Source organism: Trinickia violacea (assembly GCF_005280735.1).
GTDB classification, from domain to species: domain Bacteria; phylum Pseudomonadota; class Gammaproteobacteria; order Burkholderiales; family Burkholderiaceae; genus Trinickia_A; species Trinickia_A violacea.
The window spans coordinates 3,236,208-3,257,572 of sequence record NZ_CP040078.1 but is presented as its reverse complement, the minus strand read 5'-3'; the positions used below and the strand labels follow the sequence as shown (position 1 = coordinate 3,257,572).

The window sequence follows — 21,365 nt, the reverse complement described above, 5'->3', positions numbered from 1 at the left end:
TACCACAGCGACGGGGCAAAACGCGACGGTTGTGGGCCACCTGGATACGGCCTCTGGACAAAATAGTATTGCAGTAGGCACCTCTGCAGTAGCAAATGCGAACAACGCAACTGCAGTGGGCAGCGGCGCAGTGTCATCGGGCGTTCAGTCATCCGCTTTCGGCAATGCAGCATCTGCGACGGGAACCTATGCGATTGCACTGGGCAACTCCGCAGCTGCTTCGGGGAGCGGTGGTGTTGCAGTAGGGACTGGAGCGACTGCTGCTAATACGCAAGCTTTAGCGGTTGGCGATTCCTCTGCCGCTCTTGGTTTTGACGATACCGCCGTCGGGGCTCTGGCAACTGCGTCCGGAGGGGGGGCGGCGGCGTTTGGGCCGCAGGCTCTTGCAGTCGGCGGAAACGTTGCTGCGTTTGGGAATAACGCTACTGCGTCGGCAGGCGGTGCTGCGGCGTTTGGAAGTGGTGCTACGGCGGCGGGTGTCGGCAGTGTCGCCGTTGGCAATAATGCCGTCGCCAGTGTCACCAATGCGCAGGCATTCGGTGCTGGGGCTGCGGCGAACGTGGCGGGGTCGGTTGCGCTGGGCTCCGGTGCCGTGACGACCGGTGCGGCGACGGCGGCGACTGGCGGCACGGGTACAGTCAGCAGCACCACGATCGGCAGCACGACTTTCGGCCCGTATGCGGGCGCTAGCGCTGCTGCGGGGGTGGTGAGCGTCGGCGTGCCTGGAGCGGAGCGCCGGATCCAGAATGTTGCGGCGGGTCTGGTGAGTGCGACGAGCACCGATGCGATCAACGGCAGCCAGCTTTATACGGTAGCGAGCACGACGCTCTCGAGTATTACGAGCCTGTCTACGTCGACCTCGACGGGGATCAGCTCGCTGTCGACGGGTCTGAGCACGACCAACAGCAACCTCACATCGCTGTCCACGTCTACGTCGACGACGGCGAGCTCGTTGTCGACCGGCGTCAGCTCACTGTCGACGGGCCTGAGCACGACCAAGAGCAACCTCACGTCGCTGTCCACGTCGACGTCGACGACGGCGAGCTCGTTGTCGACCGGCGTCAGTTCGCTGTCCACGGGCCTGAGCACGACCAACAGTAACCTCACGTCGCTGTCGACTTCGACTTCGACCGGCATCAGCTCGCTGTCGACTGGTGTTAGCAGTCTTTCGACCTCGACGTCGACGGGTATCAGCTCACTGTCGACTGGTGTTAGCAGTCTTTCGGCCTCGACGTCGACGGGTATCAGCTCACTGTCGACCGGTGTTAGCAGTCTTTCGACCTCGACCTCGACGGGTATCAGCTCGTTGTCGACCGGCGTCAGCTCACTGTCCACGGGCCTGAGCACGACCAACAGCAACCTCACGTCGCTGTCGACTTCGACTTCGACCGGCATCAGCTCGCTGTCGACTGGTGTTAGCAGTCTTTCGACCTCGACCTCAACGGGCATCAGCTCGTTGTCGACCGGCGTCAGTTTACTGTCCACGGGTCTGAGCACGACCAACAGCAACCTCACGTCGCTGTCGACTTCGACTTCGACCGGCATCAGCTCGCTGTCGACTGGTGTTAGCAGTCTTTCGACCTCGACCTCGACGGGTATCAGCTCGTTGTCGACCGGCGTCAGCTCACTGTCCACGGGCCTGAGCACAACCAACAGCAACCTCACGTCTCTGTCGACTTCGACTTCGACCGGCATCAGCTCGCTGTCGACTGGTGTTAGCAGTCTTTCGACCTCGACCTCGACGGGTATCAGCTCGTTGTCGACCGGCGTCAGTTCACTGTCCACGGGCCTGAGCACAACCAACAGCAACCTCACGTCGCTGTCGACTTCGACTTCGACCGGCATCAGCTCGCTGTCGACTGGTGTTAGCAGTCTTTCGACCTCGACCTCGACGGGTATCAGCTCGTTGTCGACCGGCGTCAGCTCACTGTCCACGGGCCTGAGCACGACCAACAGCAACCTCACGTCGCTGTCGACTTCGACTTCGACCGGCATCAGCTCGCTGTCGACTGGTGTTAGCAGTCTTTCGACCTCGACCTCAACGGGCATCAGCTCGTTGTCGACCGGCGTCAGTTCACTGTCCACGGGCCTGAGCACAACCAACAGCAACCTCACGTCGCTGTCGACTTCGACTTCGACCGGCATCAGCTCGCTGTCGACTGGTGTTAGCAGTCTTTCGACCTCGACCTCGACGGGTATCAGCTCGTTGTCGACCGGCGTCAGCTCACTGTCCACGGGCCTGAGCACAACCAACAGCAACCTCACGTCGCTGTCGACTTCGACTTCGACCGGCATCAGCTCGCTGTCGACTGGTGTTAGCAGTCTTTCGACCTCGACCTCGACGGGTATCAGCTCGTTGTCGACCGGCGTCAGCTCACTGTCCACGGGCCTGAGCACGACCAACAGCAACCTCACGTCGCTGTCGACTTCGACTTCGACCGGCATCAGCTCGCTGTCGACTGGTGTTAGCAGTCTTTCGACCTCGACCTCGACGGGTATCAGCTCGTTGTCGACCGGCGTCAGCTCACTGTCCACGGGCCTGAGCACGACCAACAGCAACCTCACGTCGCTGTCGACGTCTACGTCGACGACGGCCAGCTCGCTGTCGACCGGCATCAGCAGTCTTTCGACCTCGACCTCGACGGGGATCAGTTCGCTCTCGACCGGCGTCAGCTCACTGTCCACGGGCCTGAGCACGACCAACAGCAACCTCACGTCGCTGTCGACGTCTACGTCGACGACGGCCAGCTCGCTGTCGACCGGCATCAGCAGTCTTTCGACCTCGACCTCGACGGGGATCAGTTCGCTCTCGACCGGCGTCAGCTCACTGTCCACGGGTCTGAGCACGACCAACAGCAACCTCACGTCGCTGTCGACGTCTACGTCGACGACGGCCAGCTCGCTGTCGACTGGTGTTAGCAGTCTTTCGACCTCGACGTCGACGGGTATCAGCTCGTTGTCGACCGGCGTCAGCTCACTGTCCACGGGCCTGAGCACGACTAACAGCAACCTCACGTCGCTGTCGACTTCGACTTCGACCAGCATCAGCTCACTGTCGACCGGTGTTAGCAGTCTTTCGACCTCGACCTCGACGGGTATCAGCTCGTTGTCGACCGGCGTCAGCTCACTGTCGACGGGCCTGAGCACGACCAACAGCAACCTCACGTCGCTGTCGACTTCGACTTCGACCGGCGTCAGCTCGCTGTCGACCGGAGTTAGCAGCCTCTCGACCTCAACGTCGACGGGGATCAGCTCGCTGTCGACGGGTCTGAGTACAGTCACCACCAACACCAACAACCTCGGCAACAGTGCTGCCGCGGCGCTTGGCGGAGGCGCGACGTACAACCCGCTGACTGGCACGATCTCTGCCCCGTCGTACACCATGTACAACGCGAACGGCACGACGACCAATGTCAACAGCGTGGGCGCCGCGATCGATAGCATCAATAGTCAGGGCATCAAGTATTTCCACGCGAACTCCACCGGACCGGACAGTCAGGCTCTCGGCCTCAACTCGGTCGCGATCGGTCCGAATTCGATTGCAGCCGGCCCAGGAAGTATTGCCGAGGGATACGGCGCCACAACGCCGGCTACTGGAAGTAACAGTATCGCGATCGGCACCGACGCTACCATAGTGGCTAATGGGCCGAGCGGCGGTGCCGGCGGTGTCGCTATCGGTTATGGTGCGCAGGCGGGCGATCCGGGTACGGCATATGGGAACTTCTCGTCCGCACTTGGAACCGACGCATCGGCCTTTGGGTACAACACGACGGCGTCAGGGGCAACAAGCAGTGCGTTCGGCACGACCGCGCTCGCTTCAGCGACGAACGCGACTGCACTGGGCGCCGGGGCAACGGCGGCGAACGCCGGTGCTGTCGCGCTGGGCGCGGGCTCGGTGACGGCAGCGCCGAACCCAACGGCGACTGCGACGGTTGGCGGGGTGACGTACAGCTTTGCCGGCGGCACGAACCCGACGAGCGTGGTGAGCGTGGGTGCGCCGGGGGCTGAGCGCCAGCTCACCAACGTCGGTGCAGGTCAGATCACGGCCACGAGCACGGACGCGATCAACGGCAGCGAGCTCTATGCGGTTGTCAGTACCACCAACGGCAGTCTCTCGTCGCTGTCGACGGGGGTCAGCAGTCTCTCAACCTCGACGTCGACGGGCATCAGCTCGCTGTCCACGGGTCTGAGCACGACCAACAGCGTGGTCAGCTCGCTGTCGTCGACCCTGTCGTCGTCGACCAGCGCCATCGCGTCGCTCTCGACAGGTCTGAGCACGACGGACAGCAACGTCGCTTCGCTGTCGACGTCTACGTCGACGACGGCAAGTTCGCTGTCGACCGGCGTCAGCTCACTGTCGACGGGCCTGAGCACGACCAACAGCAACCTCACGTCGCTGTCGACGTCGACCTCGACCGGTATCAGCTCGCTGTCGACTGGTGTTAGCAGTCTTTCGACCTCAACGTCGACGGGCATCAGTTCGCTCTCGACAGGTCTGAGCACGACCGACAGCAACGTCGCTTCGCTGTCGACCGGTGTCAGTTCGCTGTCGACGGGCCTGAGCACGACCAACAGCAACCTCACGTCGCTGTCGACGTCGGCTTCGACCGGTATCAGCTCGCTGTCGACCGGTGTTAGCAGTCTTTCGACCTCAACCTCGACGGGTATCAGCTCGCTGTCGACTGGAGTTAGCAGCCTCTCGACCTCAACGTCGACGGGGATCAGTTCGCTCTCGACGGGTCTGAGCACGACCGACAGCAACGTCGCTTCGCTGTCGACCTCGACGTCGACGACGGCCAGCTCGTTGTCGACCGGCGTCAGCTCACTGTCGACGGGCCTGAGCACGACCAACAGCAACCTCACGTCGCTGTCGACGTCGGCTTCAACCGGTATCAGCTCACTGTCGACCGGCGTCAGCTCACTGTCGACGGGCCTGAGCACGACCAACAGCAACCTCACGTCGCTGTCGACGTCGGCTTCGACCGGTATCAGCTCGCTGTCGACCGGAGTTAGCAGCCTCTCGACCTCAACGTCGACGGGGATCAGCTCGTTGTCGACGGGCCTGAGCACGACCAACAGCAACCTCACGTCGCTGTCGACGTCGACCTCGACCGGCATCAGCTCGCTGTCGACCGGAGTTAGCAGCCTTTCGACCTCAACGTCGACGGGGATCAGTTCGCTCTCGACGGGTCTGAGCACGACCGACAGCAACGTCGCTTCGCTGTCGACCTCGACGTCGACGACGGCCAGCTCGTTGTCGACCGGCGTCAGCTCACTGTCGACGGGCCTGAGCACGACCAACAGCAACCTCACGTCGCTGTCGACGTCGGCTTCAACCGGTATCAGCTCACTGTCGACCGGCGTCAGCTCACTGTCGACGGGCCTGAGCACGACCAACAGCAACCTCACGTCGCTGTCGACGTCGGCTTCGACCGGTATCAGCTCGCTGTCGACCGGAGTTAGCAGCCTCTCGACCTCAACGTCGACGGGGATCAGCTCGCTGTCGACGGGCCTGAGCACGACGGACAGCAACGTCGCTTCGCTGTCGACCTCGACGTCCACGACGGCAAGTTCGCTGTCGACCGGTGTCAGCTCACTGTCGACGAGTGTCAGCAGTCTCTCGACGTCCACCTCGACGGGTATCAGCTCGCTGTCGACCGGTGTTAGCAGTCTTTCGACCTCAACGTCGACGGGGATCAGCTCGCTCTCGACGGGTCTGAGCACGACGGACAGCACCGTCGCTTCGCTGTCGACCTCGACGTCCACGACGGCAAGTTCGCTGTCGACCGGTGTTAGCAGTCTTTCGACCTCAACCTCGACGGGTATCAGCTCGCTGTCGACTGGAGTTAGCAGCCTCTCGACCTCAACGTCGACGGGGATCAGTTCGCTCTCGACGGGTCTGAGCACGACCGACAGCAACGTCGCTTCGCTGTCGACCTCGACGTCGACGACGGCAAGTTCGCTGTCGACCGGCGTCAGCTCACTGTCGACGGGCCTGAGCACGACCAACAGCAACCTCACGTCGCTGTCGACGTCGGCTTCGACCGGTATCAGCTCGCTGTCGACCGGTGTTAGCAGTCTTTCGACCTCAACCTCGACGGGGATCAGCTCGCTCTCGACGGGTCTGAGCACGACGGACAGCACCGTCGCTTCGCTGTCGACCTCGACGTCCACGACGGCAAGTTCGCTGTCGACCGGCGTCAGCTCACTGTCGACGGGCCTGAGCACGACCAACAGCAACCTCACGTCGCTGTCGACTTCGACTTCGACCGGCGTCAGCTCGCTGTCGACCGGAGTTAGCAGCCTCTCGACCTCAACGTCGACGGGGATCAGTTCGCTCTCGACGGGTCTGAGCACGACCGACAGCAACGTCGCTTCGCTGTCGACCTCGACGTCGACGACGGCCAGCTCGTTGTCGACCGGCGTCAGCTCACTGTCGACGGGCCTGAGCACGACCAACAGCAACCTCACGTCGCTGTCGACGTCGACCTCGACCGGTATCAGCTCGCTGTCGACTGGTGTTAGCAGTCTTTCGACCTCAACGTCGACGGGCATCAGTTCGCTCTCGACAGGTCTGAGCACGACCGACAGCAACGTCGCTTCGCTGTCGACCGGTGTCAGTTCGCTGTCGACGGGCCTGAGCACGACCAACAGCAACCTCACGTCGCTGTCGACGTCGGCTTCGACCGGTATCAGCTCGCTGTCGACCGGTGTTAGCAGTCTTTCGACCTCAACCTCGACGGGTATCAGCTCGCTGTCGACTGGAGTTAGCAGCCTCTCGACCTCAACGTCGACGGGGATCAGTTCGCTCTCGACGGGTCTGAGCACGACCGACAGCAACGTCGCTTCGCTGTCGACCTCGACGTCGACGACGGCCAGCTCGTTGTCGACCGGCGTCAGCTCACTGTCGACGGGCCTGAGCACGACCAACAGCAACCTCACGTCGCTGTCGACGTCGGCTTCAACCGGTATCAGCTCACTGTCGACCGGCGTCAGCTCACTGTCGACGGGCCTGAGCACGACCAACAGCAACCTCACGTCGCTGTCGACGTCGGCTTCGACCGGTATCAGCTCGCTGTCGACCGGAGTTAGCAGCCTCTCGACCTCAACGTCGACGGGGATCAGCTCGTTGTCGACGGGCCTGAGCACGACCAACAGCAACCTCACGTCGCTGTCGACGTCGACCTCGACCGGCATCAGCTCGCTGTCGACCGGAGTTAGCAGCCTTTCGACCTCAACGTCGACGGGGATCAGTTCGCTCTCGACGGGTCTGAGCACGACGGACAGCAACGTCGCTTCGCTGTCGACCTCGACGTCGACGACGGCCAGCTCGTTGTCGACCGGCGTCAGCTCACTGTCGACGGGCCTGAGCACGACCAACAGCAACCTCACGTCGCTGTCGACGTCGGCTTCAACCGGTATCAGCTCACTGTCGACCGGCGTCAGCTCACTGTCGACGGGCCTGAGCACGACCAACAGCAACCTCACGTCGCTGTCGACGTCGGCTTCGACCGGTATCAGCTCGCTGTCGACCGGAGTTAGCAGCCTCTCGACCTCAACGTCGACGGGGATCAGCTCGCTGTCGACGGGCCTGAGCACGACGGACAGCAACGTCGCTTCGCTGTCGACCTCGACGTCCACGACGGCAAGTTCGCTGTCGACCGGTGTCAGCTCACTGTCGACGAGTGTCAGCAGTCTCTCGACGTCCACCTCGACGGGTATCAGCTCGCTGTCGACCGGTGTTAGCAGTCTTTCGACCTCAACGTCGACGGGGATCAGCTCGCTCTCGACGGGTCTGAGCACGACGGACAGCACCGTCGCTTCGCTGTCGACCTCGACGTCCACGACGGCAAGTTCGCTGTCGACCGGTGTTAGCAGTCTTTCGACCTCAACCTCGACGGGTATCAGCTCGCTGTCGACTGGAGTTAGCAGCCTCTCGACCTCAACGTCGACGGGGATCAGTTCGCTCTCGACGGGTCTGAGCACGACCGACAGCAACGTCGCTTCGCTGTCGACCTCGACGTCGACGACGGCAAGTTCGCTGTCGACCGGCGTCAGCTCACTGTCGACGGGCCTGAGCACGACCAACAGCAACCTCACGTCGCTGTCGACTTCGACTTCGACCGGCGTCAGCTCGCTGTCGACCGGAGTTAGCAGCCTCTCGACCTCAACGTCGACGGGGATCAGTTCGCTCTCGACGGGTCTGAGCACGACCGACAGCAACGTCGCTTCGCTGTCGACCTCGACGTCGACGACGGCCAGCTCGTTGTCGACCGGCGTCAGCTCACTGTCGACGGGCCTGAGCACGACCAACAGCAACCTCACGTCGCTGTCGACGTCGGCTTCGACCGGTATCAGCTCGCTGTCGACCGGAGTTAGCAGCCTCTCGACCTCAACGTCGACGGGGATCAGCTCGCTCTCGACGGGCCTGAGCACGACGGACAGCAACGTCGCTTCGCTGTCGACCTCGACGTCCACGACGGCAAGTTCGCTGTCGACCGGTGTCAGCTCACTGTCGACGAGTGTCAGCAGTCTCTCGACGTCCACCTCGACGGGTATCAGCTCGCTGTCGACCGGTGTTAGCAGTCTTTCGACCTCAACGTCGACGGGGATCAGCTCGCTCTCGACGGGTCTGAGCACGACGGACAGCAACGTCGCTTCGCTGTCGACCTCGACGTCCACGACGGCCAGCTCGTTGTCGACGGGCCTGAGCACGACCAACAGCAACCTCACGTCGCTGTCGACGTCGACCTCGACCGGCATCAGCTCGCTGTCGACCGGAGTTAGCAGCCTTTCGACCTCAACGTCGACGGGGATCAGTTCGCTCTCGACGGGTCTGAGCACGACGGACAGCAACGTCGCTTCGCTGTCGACCTCGACGTCCACGACGGCCAGCTCGTTGTCGACGGGCCTGAGCACGACCAACAGCAACCTCACGTCGCTGTCGACGTCGACCTCGACCGGCATCAGCTCGCTGTCGACCGGAGTTAGCAGCCTTTCGACCTCAACGTCGACGGGGATCAGTTCGCTCTCGACGGGTCTGAGCACGACCGACAGCAACGTCGCTTCGCTGTCGACCTCGACGTCGACGACGGCCAGCTCGTTGTCGACCGGCGTCAGCTCACTGTCGACGGGCCTGAGCACGACCAACAGCAACCTCACGTCGCTGTCGACGTCGGCTTCAACCGGTATCAGCTCACTGTCGACGGGCCTGAGCACGACCAACAGCAACCTCACGTCGCTGTCGACGTCGGCTTCGACCGGTATCAGCTCGCTGTCGACCGGAGTTAGCAGCCTCTCGACCTCAACGTCGACGGGGATCAGCTCGCTGTCGACGGGCCTGAGCACGACGGACAGCAACGTCGCTTCGCTGTCGACCTCGACGTCCACGACGGCAAGTTCGCTGTCGACCGGTGTCAGCTCACTGTCGACGAGTGTCAGCAGTCTCTCGACGTCCACCTCGACGGGTATCAGCTCGCTGTCGACCGGTGTTAGCAGTCTTTCGACCTCAACGTCGACGGGGATCAGCTCGCTCTCGACGGGTCTGAGCACGACGGACAGCACCGTCGCTTCGCTGTCGACCTCGACGTCCACGACGGCAAGTTCGCTGTCGACCGGTGTTAGCAGTCTTTCGACCTCAACCTCGACGGGTATCAGCTCGCTGTCGACTGGAGTTAGCAGCCTCTCGACCTCAACGTCGACGGGGATCAGTTCGCTCTCGACGGGTCTGAGCACGACCGACAGCAACGTCGCTTCGCTGTCGACCTCGACGTCGACGACGGCAAGTTCGCTGTCGACCGGCGTCAGCTCACTGTCGACGGGCCTGAGCACGACCAACAGCAACCTCACGTCGCTGTCGACGTCGGCTTCGACCGGTATCAGCTCGCTGTCGACCGGTGTTAGCAGTCTTTCGACCTCAACCTCGACGGGGATCAGCTCGCTCTCGACGGGTCTGAGCACGACGGACAGCACCGTCGCTTCGCTGTCGACCTCGACGTCCACGACGGCAAGTTCGCTGTCGACCGGCGTCAGCTCACTGTCGACGGGCCTGAGCACGACCAACAGCAACCTCACGTCGCTGTCGACTTCGACTTCGACCGGCGTCAGCTCGCTGTCGACCGGAGTTAGCAGCCTCTCGACCTCAACGTCGACGGGGATCAGTTCGCTCTCGACGGGTCTGAGCACGACCGACAGCAACGTCGCTTCGCTGTCGACCTCGACGTCGACGACGGCCAGCTCGTTGTCGACCGGCGTCAGCTCACTGTCGACGGGCCTGAGCACGACCAACAGCAACCTCACGTCGCTGTCGACGTCGACCTCGACCGGTATCAGCTCGCTGTCGACTGGTGTTAGCAGTCTTTCGACCTCAACGTCGACGGGCATCAGTTCGCTCTCGACAGGTCTGAGCACGACCGACAGCAACGTCGCTTCGCTGTCGACCGGTGTCAGTTCGCTGTCGACGGGCCTGAGCACGACCAACAGCAACCTCACGTCGCTGTCGACGTCGGCTTCGACCGGTATCAGCTCGCTGTCGACCGGTGTTAGCAGTCTTTCGACCTCAACCTCGACGGGTATCAGCTCGCTGTCGACTGGAGTTAGCAGCCTCTCGACCTCAACGTCGACGGGGATCAGTTCGCTCTCGACGGGTCTGAGCACGACCGACAGCAACGTCGCTTCGCTGTCGACCTCGACGTCGACGACGGCCAGCTCGTTGTCGACCGGCGTCAGCTCACTGTCGACGGGCCTGAGCACGACCAACAGCAACCTCACGTCGCTGTCGACGTCGGCTTCAACCGGTATCAGCTCACTGTCGACCGGCGTCAGCTCACTGTCGACGGGCCTGAGCACGACCAACAGCAACCTCACGTCGCTGTCGACGTCGGCTTCGACCGGTATCAGCTCGCTGTCGACCGGAGTTAGCAGCCTCTCGACCTCAACGTCGACGGGGATCAGCTCGTTGTCGACGGGCCTGAGCACGACCAACAGCAACCTCACGTCGCTGTCGACGTCGACCTCGACCGGCATCAGCTCGCTGTCGACCGGAGTTAGCAGCCTTTCGACCTCAACGTCGACGGGGATCAGTTCGCTCTCGACGGGTCTGAGCACGACGGACAGCAACGTCGCTTCGCTGTCGACCTCGACGTCGACGACGGCCAGCTCGTTGTCGACCGGCGTCAGCTCACTGTCGACGGGCCTGAGCACGACCAACAGCAACCTCACGTCGCTGTCGACGTCGGCTTCAACCGGTATCAGCTCACTGTCGACCGGCGTCAGCTCACTGTCGACGGGCCTGAGCACGACCAACAGCAACCTCACGTCGCTGTCGACGTCGGCTTCGACCGGTATCAGCTCGCTGTCGACCGGAGTTAGCAGCCTCTCGACCTCAACGTCGACGGGGATCAGCTCGCTGTCGACGGGCCTGAGCACGACGGACAGCAACGTCGCTTCGCTGTCGACCTCGACGTCCACGACGGCAAGTTCGCTGTCGACCGGTGTCAGCTCACTGTCGACGAGTGTCAGCAGTCTCTCGACGTCCACCTCGACGGGTATCAGCTCGCTGTCGACCGGTGTTAGCAGTCTTTCGACCTCAACGTCGACGGGGATCAGCTCGCTCTCGACGGGTCTGAGCACGACGGACAGCACCGTCGCTTCGCTGTCGACCTCGACGTCCACGACGGCAAGTTCGCTGTCGACCGGTGTTAGCAGTCTTTCGACCTCAACCTCGACGGGTATCAGCTCGCTGTCGACTGGAGTTAGCAGCCTCTCGACCTCAACGTCGACGGGGATCAGTTCGCTCTCGACGGGTCTGAGCACGACCGACAGCAACGTCGCTTCGCTGTCGACCTCGACGTCGACGACGGCAAGTTCGCTGTCGACCGGCGTCAGCTCACTGTCGACGGGCCTGAGCACGACCAACAGCAACCTCACGTCGCTGTCGACTTCGACTTCGACCGGCGTCAGCTCGCTGTCGACCGGAGTTAGCAGCCTCTCGACCTCAACGTCGACGGGGATCAGTTCGCTCTCGACGGGTCTGAGCACGACCGACAGCAACGTCGCTTCGCTGTCGACCTCGACGTCGACGACGGCCAGCTCGTTGTCGACCGGCGTCAGCTCACTGTCGACGGGCCTGAGCACGACCAACAGCAACCTCACGTCGCTGTCGACGTCGGCTTCAACCGGTATCAGCTCACTGTCGACCGGCGTCAGCTCACTGTCGACGGGCCTGAGCACGACCAACAGCAACCTCACGTCGCTGTCGACGTCGGCTTCGACCGGTATCAGCTCGCTGTCGACCGGAGTTAGCAGCCTCTCGACCTCAACGTCGACGGGGATCAGCTCGCTGTCGACGGGCCTGAGCACGACGGACAGCAACGTCGCTTCGCTGTCGACCTCGACGTCCACGACGGCAAGTTCGCTGTCGACCGGTGTCAGCTCACTGTCGACGAGTGTCAGCAGTCTCTCGACGTCCACCTCGACGGGTATCAGCTCGCTGTCGACCGGTGTTAGCAGTCTTTCGACCTCAACGTCGACGGGGATCAGCTCGCTCTCGACGGGTCTGAGCACGACGGACAGCAACGTCGCTTCGCTGTCGACCTCGACGTCCACGACGGCAAGTTCGCTGTCGACCGGTGTCAGCTCACTGTCGACGGGCCTGAGCACGACCAACAGCAACCTCACGTCGCTGTCGACGTCGACCTCGACCGGCATCAGCTCGCTGTCGACTGGAGTTAGCAGCCTCTCGACCTCAACGTCGACGGGGATCAGCTCGCTCTCGACGGGTCTGAGCACGACGGACAGCACCGTCGCTTCGCTGTCGACCTCGACGTCCACGACGGCCAGCTCGTTGTCGACGGGCCTGAGCACGACCAACAGCAACCTCACGTCGCTGTCGACGTCGGCTTCGACCGGTATCAGCTCGCTGTCGACCGGTGTTAGCAGTCTTTCGACCTCAACCTCGACGGGTATCAGCTCGCTGTCGACTGGAGTTAGCAGCCTCTCGACCTCAACGTCGACGGGGATCAGTTCGCTCTCGACGGGTCTGAGCACGACCGACAGCAACGTCGCTTCGCTGTCGACCTCGACGTCGACGACGGCAAGTTCGCTGTCGACCGGCGTCAGCTCACTGTCGACGGGCCTGAGCACGACCAACAGCAACCTCACGTCGCTGTCGACGTCGGCTTCGACCGGTATCAGCTCGCTGTCGACCGGTGTTAGCAGTCTTTCGACCTCAACCTCGACGGGGATCAGCTCGCTCTCGACGGGTCTGAGCACGACGGACAGCACCGTCGCTTCGCTGTCGACCTCGACGTCCACGACGGCAAGTTCGCTGTCGACCGGCGTCAGCTCACTGTCGACGGGCCTGAGCACGACCAACAGCAACCTCACGTCGCTGTCGACTTCGACTTCGACCGGCGTCAGCTCGCTGTCGACCGGAGTTAGCAGCCTCTCGACCTCAACGTCGACGGGGATCAGCTCGCTGTCGACGGGTCTGAGTACAGTCACCACCAACACCAACAACCTCGGCAACAGTGCTGCCGCGGCGCTTGGCGGAGGCGCGACGTACAACCCGCTGACTGGCACGATCTCTGCCCCGTCGTACACCATGTACAACGCGAACGGCACGACGACCAATGTCAACAGCGTGGGCGCCGCGATCGATAGCATCAATAGTCAGGGCATCAAGTATTTCCACGCGAACTCCACCGGACCGGACAGTCAGGCTCTCGGCCTCAACTCGGTCGCGATCGGTCCGAATTCGATTGCAGCCGGCCCAGGAAGTATTGCCGAGGGATACGGCGCCACAACGCCGGCTACTGGAAGTAACAGTATCGCGATCGGCACCGACGCTACCATAGTGGCTAATGGGCCGAGCGGCGGTGCCGGCGGTGTCGCTATCGGTTATGGTGCGCAGGCGGGCGATCCGGGTACGGCATATGGGAACTTCTCGTCCGCACTTGGAACCGACGCATCGGCCTTTGGGTACAACACGACGGCGTCAGGGGCAACAAGCAGTGCGTTCGGCACGACCGCGCTCGCTTCAGCGACGAACGCGACTGCACTGGGCGCCGGGGCAACGGCGGCGAACGCCGGTGCTGTCGCGCTGGGCGCGGGCTCGGTGACGGCAGCGCCGAACCCAACGGCGACTGCGACGGTTGGCGGGGTGACGTACAGCTTTGCCGGCGGCACGAACCCGACGAGCGTGGTGAGCGTGGGTGCGCCGGGGGCTGAGCGCCAGCTCACCAACGTCGGTGCAGGTCAGATCACGGCCACGAGCACGGACGCGGTCAACGGCAGCGAGCTCTATGCGGTCGTCAGCACCACCAACAACAGTCTCTCGTCGTTGTCGACGGGGGTCAGCAGTCTCTCAACCTCGACGTCGACCGGCATCAGCTCGCTGTCCACGGGCCTGAGCACGACCAACAGCAACCTGACGAGCCTGTCCACGTCGCTGTCCTCGACGACGAGTTCTCTGTCGACCAGTGTCAGCAGTCTCTCGACCTCGACGTCGACGGGCATCAGTTCGCTGTCGACAGGCCTCAGCACGACGGACAGCAACCTGACCAGCCTGTCCACGTCGTTGTCCTCGACGACGAGTTCGCTGTCGACCAGTGTCAGCAGTCTCTCGACGTCGACCTCGACCGGCATCAGCTCACTGTCGACGGGCCTGAGCACGGCCAACAGCACGGTCACCTCGCTGTCCACTTCGGCTTCGACGTCGGCCAGCTCGCTGTCCACCAGTGTCAGCAGTCTCTCGACCTCGGCCTCGACCGGTATCAGCTCGCTGTCGACCGGGTTGAGCACGACCAACAGCAATCTCGCGAGTCTGTCCACGTCGGGGACCTCGCTGTCGACGAGCCTGAGCACGGCCAGCAGCAACATGTCGAGCCTGTCGACCTCGACCTCCACGGGAATCAGCTCGCTGTCGACTGGCCTGTCTTCGACGAACAGCTCGATCGCGTCGCTGTCGACCTCGACGTCCACGACGGCCAACTCGTTGTCGACCGGTGTCAGTTCGCTGTCGACGGGCCTGAGCACGACCAACAGTGCGGTCACCTCGTTGTCCACGTCGACTGCAGCCGGCATCGCGTCGCTTTCCACTACTGTTTCGACGACACGGACGCATTACTACAGTGTCAACGATGGTGGAACACAAAGCGGAAACTACGACAACAGCGGCGCGACCGGCGTGGATTCGATGGCATTGGGGCCGAATGCAACCGCGACGGGCACGAACGCCGTGGCGATCGGCAACGGTGCGAGCGCAATGTCGGAAGGCGCAACCGTCATCGGCGCGAAATCGGTCGTCTCGGGTGCGAATGCCGTGGCGATCGGCACCAACGCCACGGCAAGCGCGGCGAATTCGGTGGCGCTCGGGTCGAATTCGATCGCGAATCAGCCGAACACCGTATCGGTCGGCGCGCCGAACAACGAGCGACGCATCACGAACGTGGCTCCGGGCGTTAATCCGACGGACGCCGTGAATATGTCGCAGCTGAATTCGTTGGGCGGAACGGTTAACAACGTGGCGCGCAAGGCCTACTCAGGTGTGGCTGGAGCGACTGCGCTCACTATGATTCCGGACGTTGACCAGGGCAAGACGATCGCGGTTGGCATCGCGACCGGCGGGTACGAGGGTTATCACGCGGTGGCTCTCGGATTTACTGCCCGCCTTACGGAGAATTTGAAGCTGCGCGCCGGTGCGAGTGCGAGTAGTGATGGTTACGCCTATGGCGTGGGTATTGGTTACCAGTGGTGATTGGGCAAAAACCAACCGCTCCTATGAACGCAGAGGTCATTTCGATGTTTCAAACAGCAAGAGCGAAATTTCTTGTAGCTGCAGCAGTGGTGCTGACGGGTTGTACGTCGGCATCGGGGCCGACGTACAGCTCATGGTCGTTGAATCTGCCGAACGGCGAAAAGGCATATCGCGTCGATTGCTTTGGCGTGTTCGAAGGGGCTGAGACCTGTCAGCGCAAGGCGAGGGAGATTTGTGACACGCAGCCGGTGCGTGTTTTGCAAGATATGGGCCCCCTGAGGCAGGGCAGTACCGAGCCGAACACGCGCGAATTGACTTTCCAGTGTGGTGTGCCGGCAGTCGCTTCGGCCCCGCCTCCACCTCCGCGCGCTGCGCCCGCTTTGCCCCCTTCGGCGCCGCGCCTACCGGAACGGAAGATGACGTTCGGTGGCGATGCCAACTTCGACTTCGATCAGGCTATTCTGAAACCCGAGGGTCGGGAGCGTCTGGACAAGCTCATCGACGAAGCACGTGGTACGACATTCGATACGGTCACGGCGAACGGCTATACGGATAGCGTCGGGCGCGATAAATACAACCAGGCGCTGTCTGAACGACGTGCCCAGTCGGTTGTGGCTTACCTGAAGAACCAGGGTCTACAGTCGAAGCAGTTTATTGCGCGCGGCTATGGTAAAGCAAGTCCGATTGCATCGAACGAGACCGCTGGGGGAAGGTCGCAAAATCGTCGAGTAGAGGTTTCGTTTGGCGGTGACACGAAGTAGCATTAGCAGTCTGCAACGTCGAACTCGCGCACGGGCGCGGGTTCGGAACCGAGAACGAAAATGGACAGCATGGTAAGGCGTGGAATTGGTCGCCGTTTGCGGCGATACGGCTACGCGCTGTCGATGTGCATACCCAGTTTGGTTGGTGCGCAGCCGATCCCCGGGGCTGCTCCCGCGCCCGGCAATGCAAGCTCGACCGTGCTGTCCCGTGCGGCGAGCGCTGCGGGTATCCGGCGCTGCGGCCCGGCGATCGACGCAGTGTCTAGCCGGATGTTCACCGGTGCAGCCGACGCGGATGTGCTGCTGGATTGGGATCGCACCAATCCCGACGGCGGGCCATTCTTTTCCATGTCTGGCATGGATTTCCAGCGCGGTGCGGCGCTGCTGTCGCTGGCAACCGTTCCCGCACCAACGGGCGGGTGCGCCATTCTCGTGGAGCGGATCTCGAGCGCGCCTGAATCGTGCCAGGAAGTTGCACGTACCGAACTGCCGGGCTACCACCCAACGAAACTCGTTCGCGCCGTGACGGTTTACACGCATCCGGCGCGGCCGCGGGAGACGGTTACGCTTGTCGACTCTCCTCCATCGTGCCTGGTTTTGCGGCGACAGGTCGAGTTTCATTGGGGAGCGGCGCAGTGATGCAGCGTCAACGGGTCGGCGAGTGCATCCTCGATACCTCGTGGTGACTATGGTTGACAATTGCCCGCGACCGATCCGGCTACGATGACTTTTAGTCGGTTCGGTTTTAGTGGCACGAATCGGCCCTCTTGGAAATGTCCTAAGGCTGCCATTCCTTTGACTGGCGGCTTTTTTCGAGTAGCTCTATCCAGGCGGGTTGTCGAAGCGAGCAGGGCGCGTGTGAACGAGTATGGATGGCAGAAGGGAAAGCATGCATACGGTGCTGACGATGGTTTCGAATCGTCCGGTTGACGGGCTGCTTGATAACCATGCGGAGTACGCACGAGCTTGGGGCTACCGGCACGCGATTGCGGATGCATTGCACATCTATGGCCAGCGGCAGGCGGTGCTCTTCAAGTACCAGGCGATTATGCACGAACTTGTCCGCGCGCCTGACGGCGAATTGCTGCTCGTTCTGGATCCGTTTTCGGTTGTGTTTGGTCGACAGTCACTGGACGACGTTGCTCGCGGATACGATGCGATCGTGACCAATCAGGCGCCGGGATCGCCGTGGCCTGCTGCAAGCGGCATGATTTTCCGCAATACGTTCGATGTGCGGGAGCGAGTTCGCCGGTTGGTGCTCGAGCTCGGGCGCTGGGCGGTTTATCTGCCCGGCCACTTTTCCGGCTGCGAGGCGTCGTATTTGCGGGACGCATTTATCCCGCTTTCGTTCAAGGACCGCCTTTCCAATGGTCATCTTGCGTCCGTCCAGGTCGTATGGGAGGGAGGCCTCTCGATCGACTTTATGGCCGATGCGATGCCACTGGTCGCGCATAATGCGCCGCGTTGGCAATGCGTGGACGGGCACTGGAACCCGACTGCTGATTATGATTTTCGCTACGTGACTGCCCTTCTCCATGACGCGAGCTTAGTTGAACGCGGAGACCGCCCGGATGCCTCACAGTTGTGGAAAGCCGCGCAACAACGCGCTCGCGAGCCTGCGTTGCATGTCAATTCACGTGCACCAATCGCGTTTGTCACGCTCCATACGGGAGACGTTGCTGGTTACGGGGACATTCACGAAGAGAATTTCGAGCGTTATTGCCGTCGTCACGGCTATGGATACCATTCTTATCGGATGCCGCCGCCGTTCGTGCCACCTGGCGTGACCGCGAACTGGGCAAAATTGCACCTGATTCGCCACCATCTGCGCGATCACGCGTTCGTGTTCTGGGTGGATGCCGATATTCTCGCGATCAATCAGCTCGAGCGGATCGATCCGGTAATTGACGAACGGGATTTCGTGATTGGAATCGACCATACGGCATGGGCGGTGAATTCCTGCATGATCGGCGTGCGCAATACGGAGGCGATGCGTGAGGTGGTGGAGCATATGTGTGCTCGCATCGAGGCTGTCGAAGACCGTTCGTCCGTCTACTCCAACGGCGGGGATCAGCAAGCGATTCAGGAGGGAATGGAATACTTCGGTATGCTTGATGCACGCTATATCGTTGACGCGACCACGCTCGCAGCGTCGCCTGTGTACGCGACCCGCAAACATCGATTCGTGCATTTCCCCGCTCAGCACAATCATTATCGCGCCGTGGTTATGCAAGTCTGGAATCGCTGGAGCATGGAATCGTGATCTTTATCCTTGAGTGCACGTACGTATTTTACGTGCTTCTTAAGATCGCGCACGGACTGGTAACCAAACAGGAGCATTTGGCATGTCTTTGATGGACCGTATCCTGTCACGAGCATCTTCTGTGCACTCCGATTCGTCTTCGAAGCGTGTAAATAGCGCGTGTTTGGCTCGATGACGAGGGGCGGGTGCGTGATCTCAAGATCAGACGAAGCTGCGGAGATGCCGAGCTCGGCATCCGGGCATTGCACGCGATTGCCGTGACGTGTTTTCCGCACGGTCAGTTGGGATCAGGCAATACGTCAATGCGCTGGCACGACCTGTCTGATCTGGTGGATTGAACGCGTGGGTTTGTGTCGTTGCACCACGCGGTTTTGCGAAAACTCTCCCGCATGAAGAAAACCTCCGAAAAACGCCTTTGCGTGTTTGATAAAGATTGACAGCGCGCCGTCGATTCACTCCATAGAATTATCCCTCTGCGAGAAGTGTAGTGACCGGCCTACCTGTTTCGCGCACGTTGGGTGCGGTCTCGTAAGTGGTGTCGTTCGGCAGGCCTTCATGAAGGAGAAGTCAGATGGTTGCAGTTGACGGTCCGGTCAAAACCGTGGAGGACTTACATCAACGGCTGGAGCTGCTCGAATCGCGAGTCAGCCCGAACGCGGCGGTGATAACAGGTGTGAAAGGTGTCAGGATCATGCGGATCGTCGCCCTGATTTCCAGTAACGCGCTGCACCCCGTACTATTCAGGAGAAGCGGGCGTCGCGGACGATGGTGTTGATGGAGCTCAGGGAACTCTAGTTCTCGATTTTACGCTTGAGCGACATCGGATATTTATTTTAAAAAGAATCCCTGAAGATGTTAAACGTGGACAGCATAATCCGTACGACTTGCGTAGCAGCATTTATTTCGGTGGCCACCATTGCGTTCGTGCCGATGCTGGCGCATTGGCTGGCGCCGCGACTGCCCGCGTACCGACTCCCGCAAGGCCAACTCGATGATGCCGCGCGTCGAGATCGGCCTGGCCGATGAAAGCGGGTAGGTGTTGTTGGGGATGGAAGAGATCAAGCGTGAGGGGATTGGCGATCTGTTGGCCGCCACGACTGCTAAGGCTCAATACTCGGTGCGCGAAATCAGCGGATTACTCGGAACATGCGATGGCACGGTGCGGATGCTGCTCAGACGGGCGTTGATTCAAAGACTGGTGTGGCAAGTCAGGGCGTATGGGCACCGTGTATGGACATTGACAGCGGACGAGCAGGTCGGCATCAATGTGGCAGATACGGTCCGGCTAATGCGTTAGGGGAGGATGGACCAACACTGAACACAAACTGTTGCCTCGCACGAGAGGAAAGCGATATACAAGCCGCTTTTCAGAGAGCATTATCAATTAGAATGTCTAAAGGATATGCAATGAAAACATCGTTTATATTCTTGGTGGTGGCTTCGTTTCTCTTCGCCGCGAATGCTGCTTTCGCGCAGGTTCCGGCCGGCGCATCTGCCGGAGTGATGCACACTCTGCAAGGACGGTACGTCTTTTTCGGGCGCGTCGAAAAAAGGTGCTTGCGCTGGACATAACGGCGTCAAGTCGTGGGATGTCGCATCGAACACCGTTGCGGGTGTTGCGGTTGCTTCTGCTCTTGCGAAGTCCCCCGCGGCCGCAACTGGTACCGGCGTTGCTACCGCTGGGGCACAAGGGCGAGTCTGGGTGAATACAAGTACCAAGGGAGTCGCGAACGTCCGGGTTCAATACTCGGACTAGAGCTCCATTCTCCCCTATTCGGCCCCACTACTGAACAACCAGTCTCAGTTGCGCCATGGACCGTATATCGCACGCGTATTCGTAGGTTCCCAGGTGTCGAATCGTGAACCAGGCGCAACCATGCACCTGACCACCAATTGCCCGCCACCGCTCGCAGAATGACAGGTCCTCGCCCAAAATCCGTCCTCCTACCGTTGTCATTTCGTTGAAAAGAGCGGGCAAGCGGTCGACCCCAGGAAAATAGGGCACTTCGCCTTCACCTATTCGAAGCATGAGATCCGGATAGGCATCGACCATTTGCGTAAATACGTTGCGACGAATCAGCATGAGCCCAGTTCCTGCCGAGGCAATCGGGAAGGGCCGGTCAATGGGGATCTCTTGGTCCCCGGGCAACAAATTGAAGGTGCCGAAAGCACCCGCGACAAAGGGCAAACTGCCCGCCGGCAAATCGGGATGCTCGCGTGCGGCACGCGCGACGTTTGCCCAACTGATGACTTTCTTGGGATACAACGCGGCCATGAGCTCGTAATCGTATTCGAGCATCCGAACAACGTCGTTCGCCTCGAAGGCAATATCGGCATCAACGAATAGTAGGTGCGTTGCCCTTGTGTCCTGCAGGAACCGATTGAACAGCATGTTCCGCGCGCGAGCGATCGCGCTGACGTTCTTTGTCCACTCGAAAGTGAACTCGTGGCCACGCTGTAACAGCGCATTTTGCAGGCCGAGCAACGAGTTTGTATACGAGCCGAAGCACTGGTCGTTGTAGATCGGCGAAGCGACAAATATGCGAGCAGCGTGCCTGCCCGGATCAGATTGAGTCATGTCGTA

At 61.4% G+C, this 21,365-nt stretch carries 9 protein-coding genes and 3 pseudogenes; 9 read left to right on the top strand and 3 right to left on the bottom strand.

Annotation, left to right across the window (positions count from 1 at the left end):
- Nucleotides 1-559 precede the first annotated feature (559 nt).
- Nucleotides 560-10,423, top strand: a pseudogene (locus FAZ95_RS40800) (beta strand repeat-containing protein); the annotation flags it as partial.
- 3,476 nt (nt 10,424-13,899) lie between these two features.
- Here the strand turns inward: FAZ95_RS40800 and FAZ95_RS40795 are convergent.
- Nucleotides 13,900-14,241 (bottom strand): hypothetical protein, encoded by a 342-nt coding sequence (locus FAZ95_RS40795; protein ID WP_254700173.1) that lies wholly within the window; start codon nt 14,239-14,241, stop codon nt 13,900-13,902.
- On the opposite strand from FAZ95_RS40795, the pseudogene FAZ95_RS40975 reads away from it, so the two are divergent.
- A pseudogene (locus FAZ95_RS40975) lies at nt 14,201-14,305 on the top strand (hypothetical protein); the annotation flags it as partial. The gene FAZ95_RS40795 and the pseudogene FAZ95_RS40975 overlap by 41 nt on opposite strands.
- On the opposite strand, the gene FAZ95_RS40970 reads toward FAZ95_RS40975, so the two are convergent.
- A complete protein-coding gene (locus tag FAZ95_RS40970; protein ID WP_437437767.1) occupies nt 14,302-15,099 on the bottom strand; it encodes a hypothetical protein in 798 nt (265 codons plus the stop codon). The pseudogene FAZ95_RS40975 and the gene FAZ95_RS40970 sit on opposite strands and share 4 nt — an antisense overlap.
- Nucleotides 15,100-15,238: 139 nt before the next feature.
- Between FAZ95_RS40970 and FAZ95_RS40965 the strand changes: the two genes are divergently transcribed.
- From FAZ95_RS40965 to FAZ95_RS41025, 7 genes and pseudogenes are all read left to right on the top strand, one after another.
- Nucleotides 15,239-15,757 (top strand): YadA family autotransporter adhesin, encoded by a 519-nt coding sequence (locus FAZ95_RS40965; protein WP_437437803.1) that lies wholly within the window; start codon nt 15,239-15,241, stop codon nt 15,755-15,757.
- A 23-nt stretch (nt 15,758-15,780) separates the two neighbouring features.
- Nucleotides 15,781-16,518 carry an OmpA family protein gene (locus FAZ95_RS36650; protein ID WP_254700166.1) on the top strand — a complete coding sequence of 246 codons (738 nt, stop codon included), beginning with the start codon at nt 15,781-15,783 and terminating at the stop codon, nt 16,516-16,518.
- Between the two features lie 60 nt (nt 16,519-16,578).
- A complete protein-coding gene (locus tag FAZ95_RS36645) occupies nt 16,579-17,157 on the top strand; it encodes a hypothetical protein (protein WP_137337210.1) in 579 nt (192 codons plus the stop codon).
- A gap of 250 nt (nt 17,158-17,407) precedes the next feature.
- Nucleotides 17,408-18,781 carry a glycosyltransferase family protein gene (locus FAZ95_RS36640; protein WP_137337209.1) on the top strand — a complete coding sequence of 458 codons (1,374 nt, stop codon included), beginning with the start codon at nt 17,408-17,410 and terminating at the stop codon, nt 18,779-18,781.
- Nucleotides 18,782-19,352: 571 nt separating this feature from the next.
- Nucleotides 19,353-19,556, top strand: coding sequence for a hypothetical protein (locus FAZ95_RS36635; protein WP_137337208.1), 204 nt, complete (start codon nt 19,353-19,355; stop codon nt 19,554-19,556).
- A gap of 273 nt (nt 19,557-19,829) precedes the next feature.
- The gene (locus FAZ95_RS36630; RefSeq protein WP_137337207.1) at nt 19,830-20,078 is read left to right on the top strand and encodes a hypothetical protein; all 249 of its coding nucleotides are present in this window, start codon (nt 19,830-19,832) and stop codon (nt 20,076-20,078) included.
- A gap of 225 nt (nt 20,079-20,303) precedes the next feature.
- Nucleotides 20,304-20,537, top strand: a pseudogene (locus tag FAZ95_RS41025) (hypothetical protein); the annotation flags it as partial.
- 27 nt (nt 20,538-20,564) lie between these two features.
- Here FAZ95_RS41025 and FAZ95_RS36625 read toward each other — a convergent pair.
- Nucleotides 20,565-21,359: a glycosyltransferase family protein gene (locus FAZ95_RS36625; protein ID WP_137337206.1), complete on the bottom strand. Its 795-nt coding sequence runs from the start codon at nt 21,357-21,359 to the stop codon at nt 20,565-20,567.
- Between the last annotated feature and the right edge of the window lie 6 nt (nt 21,360-21,365).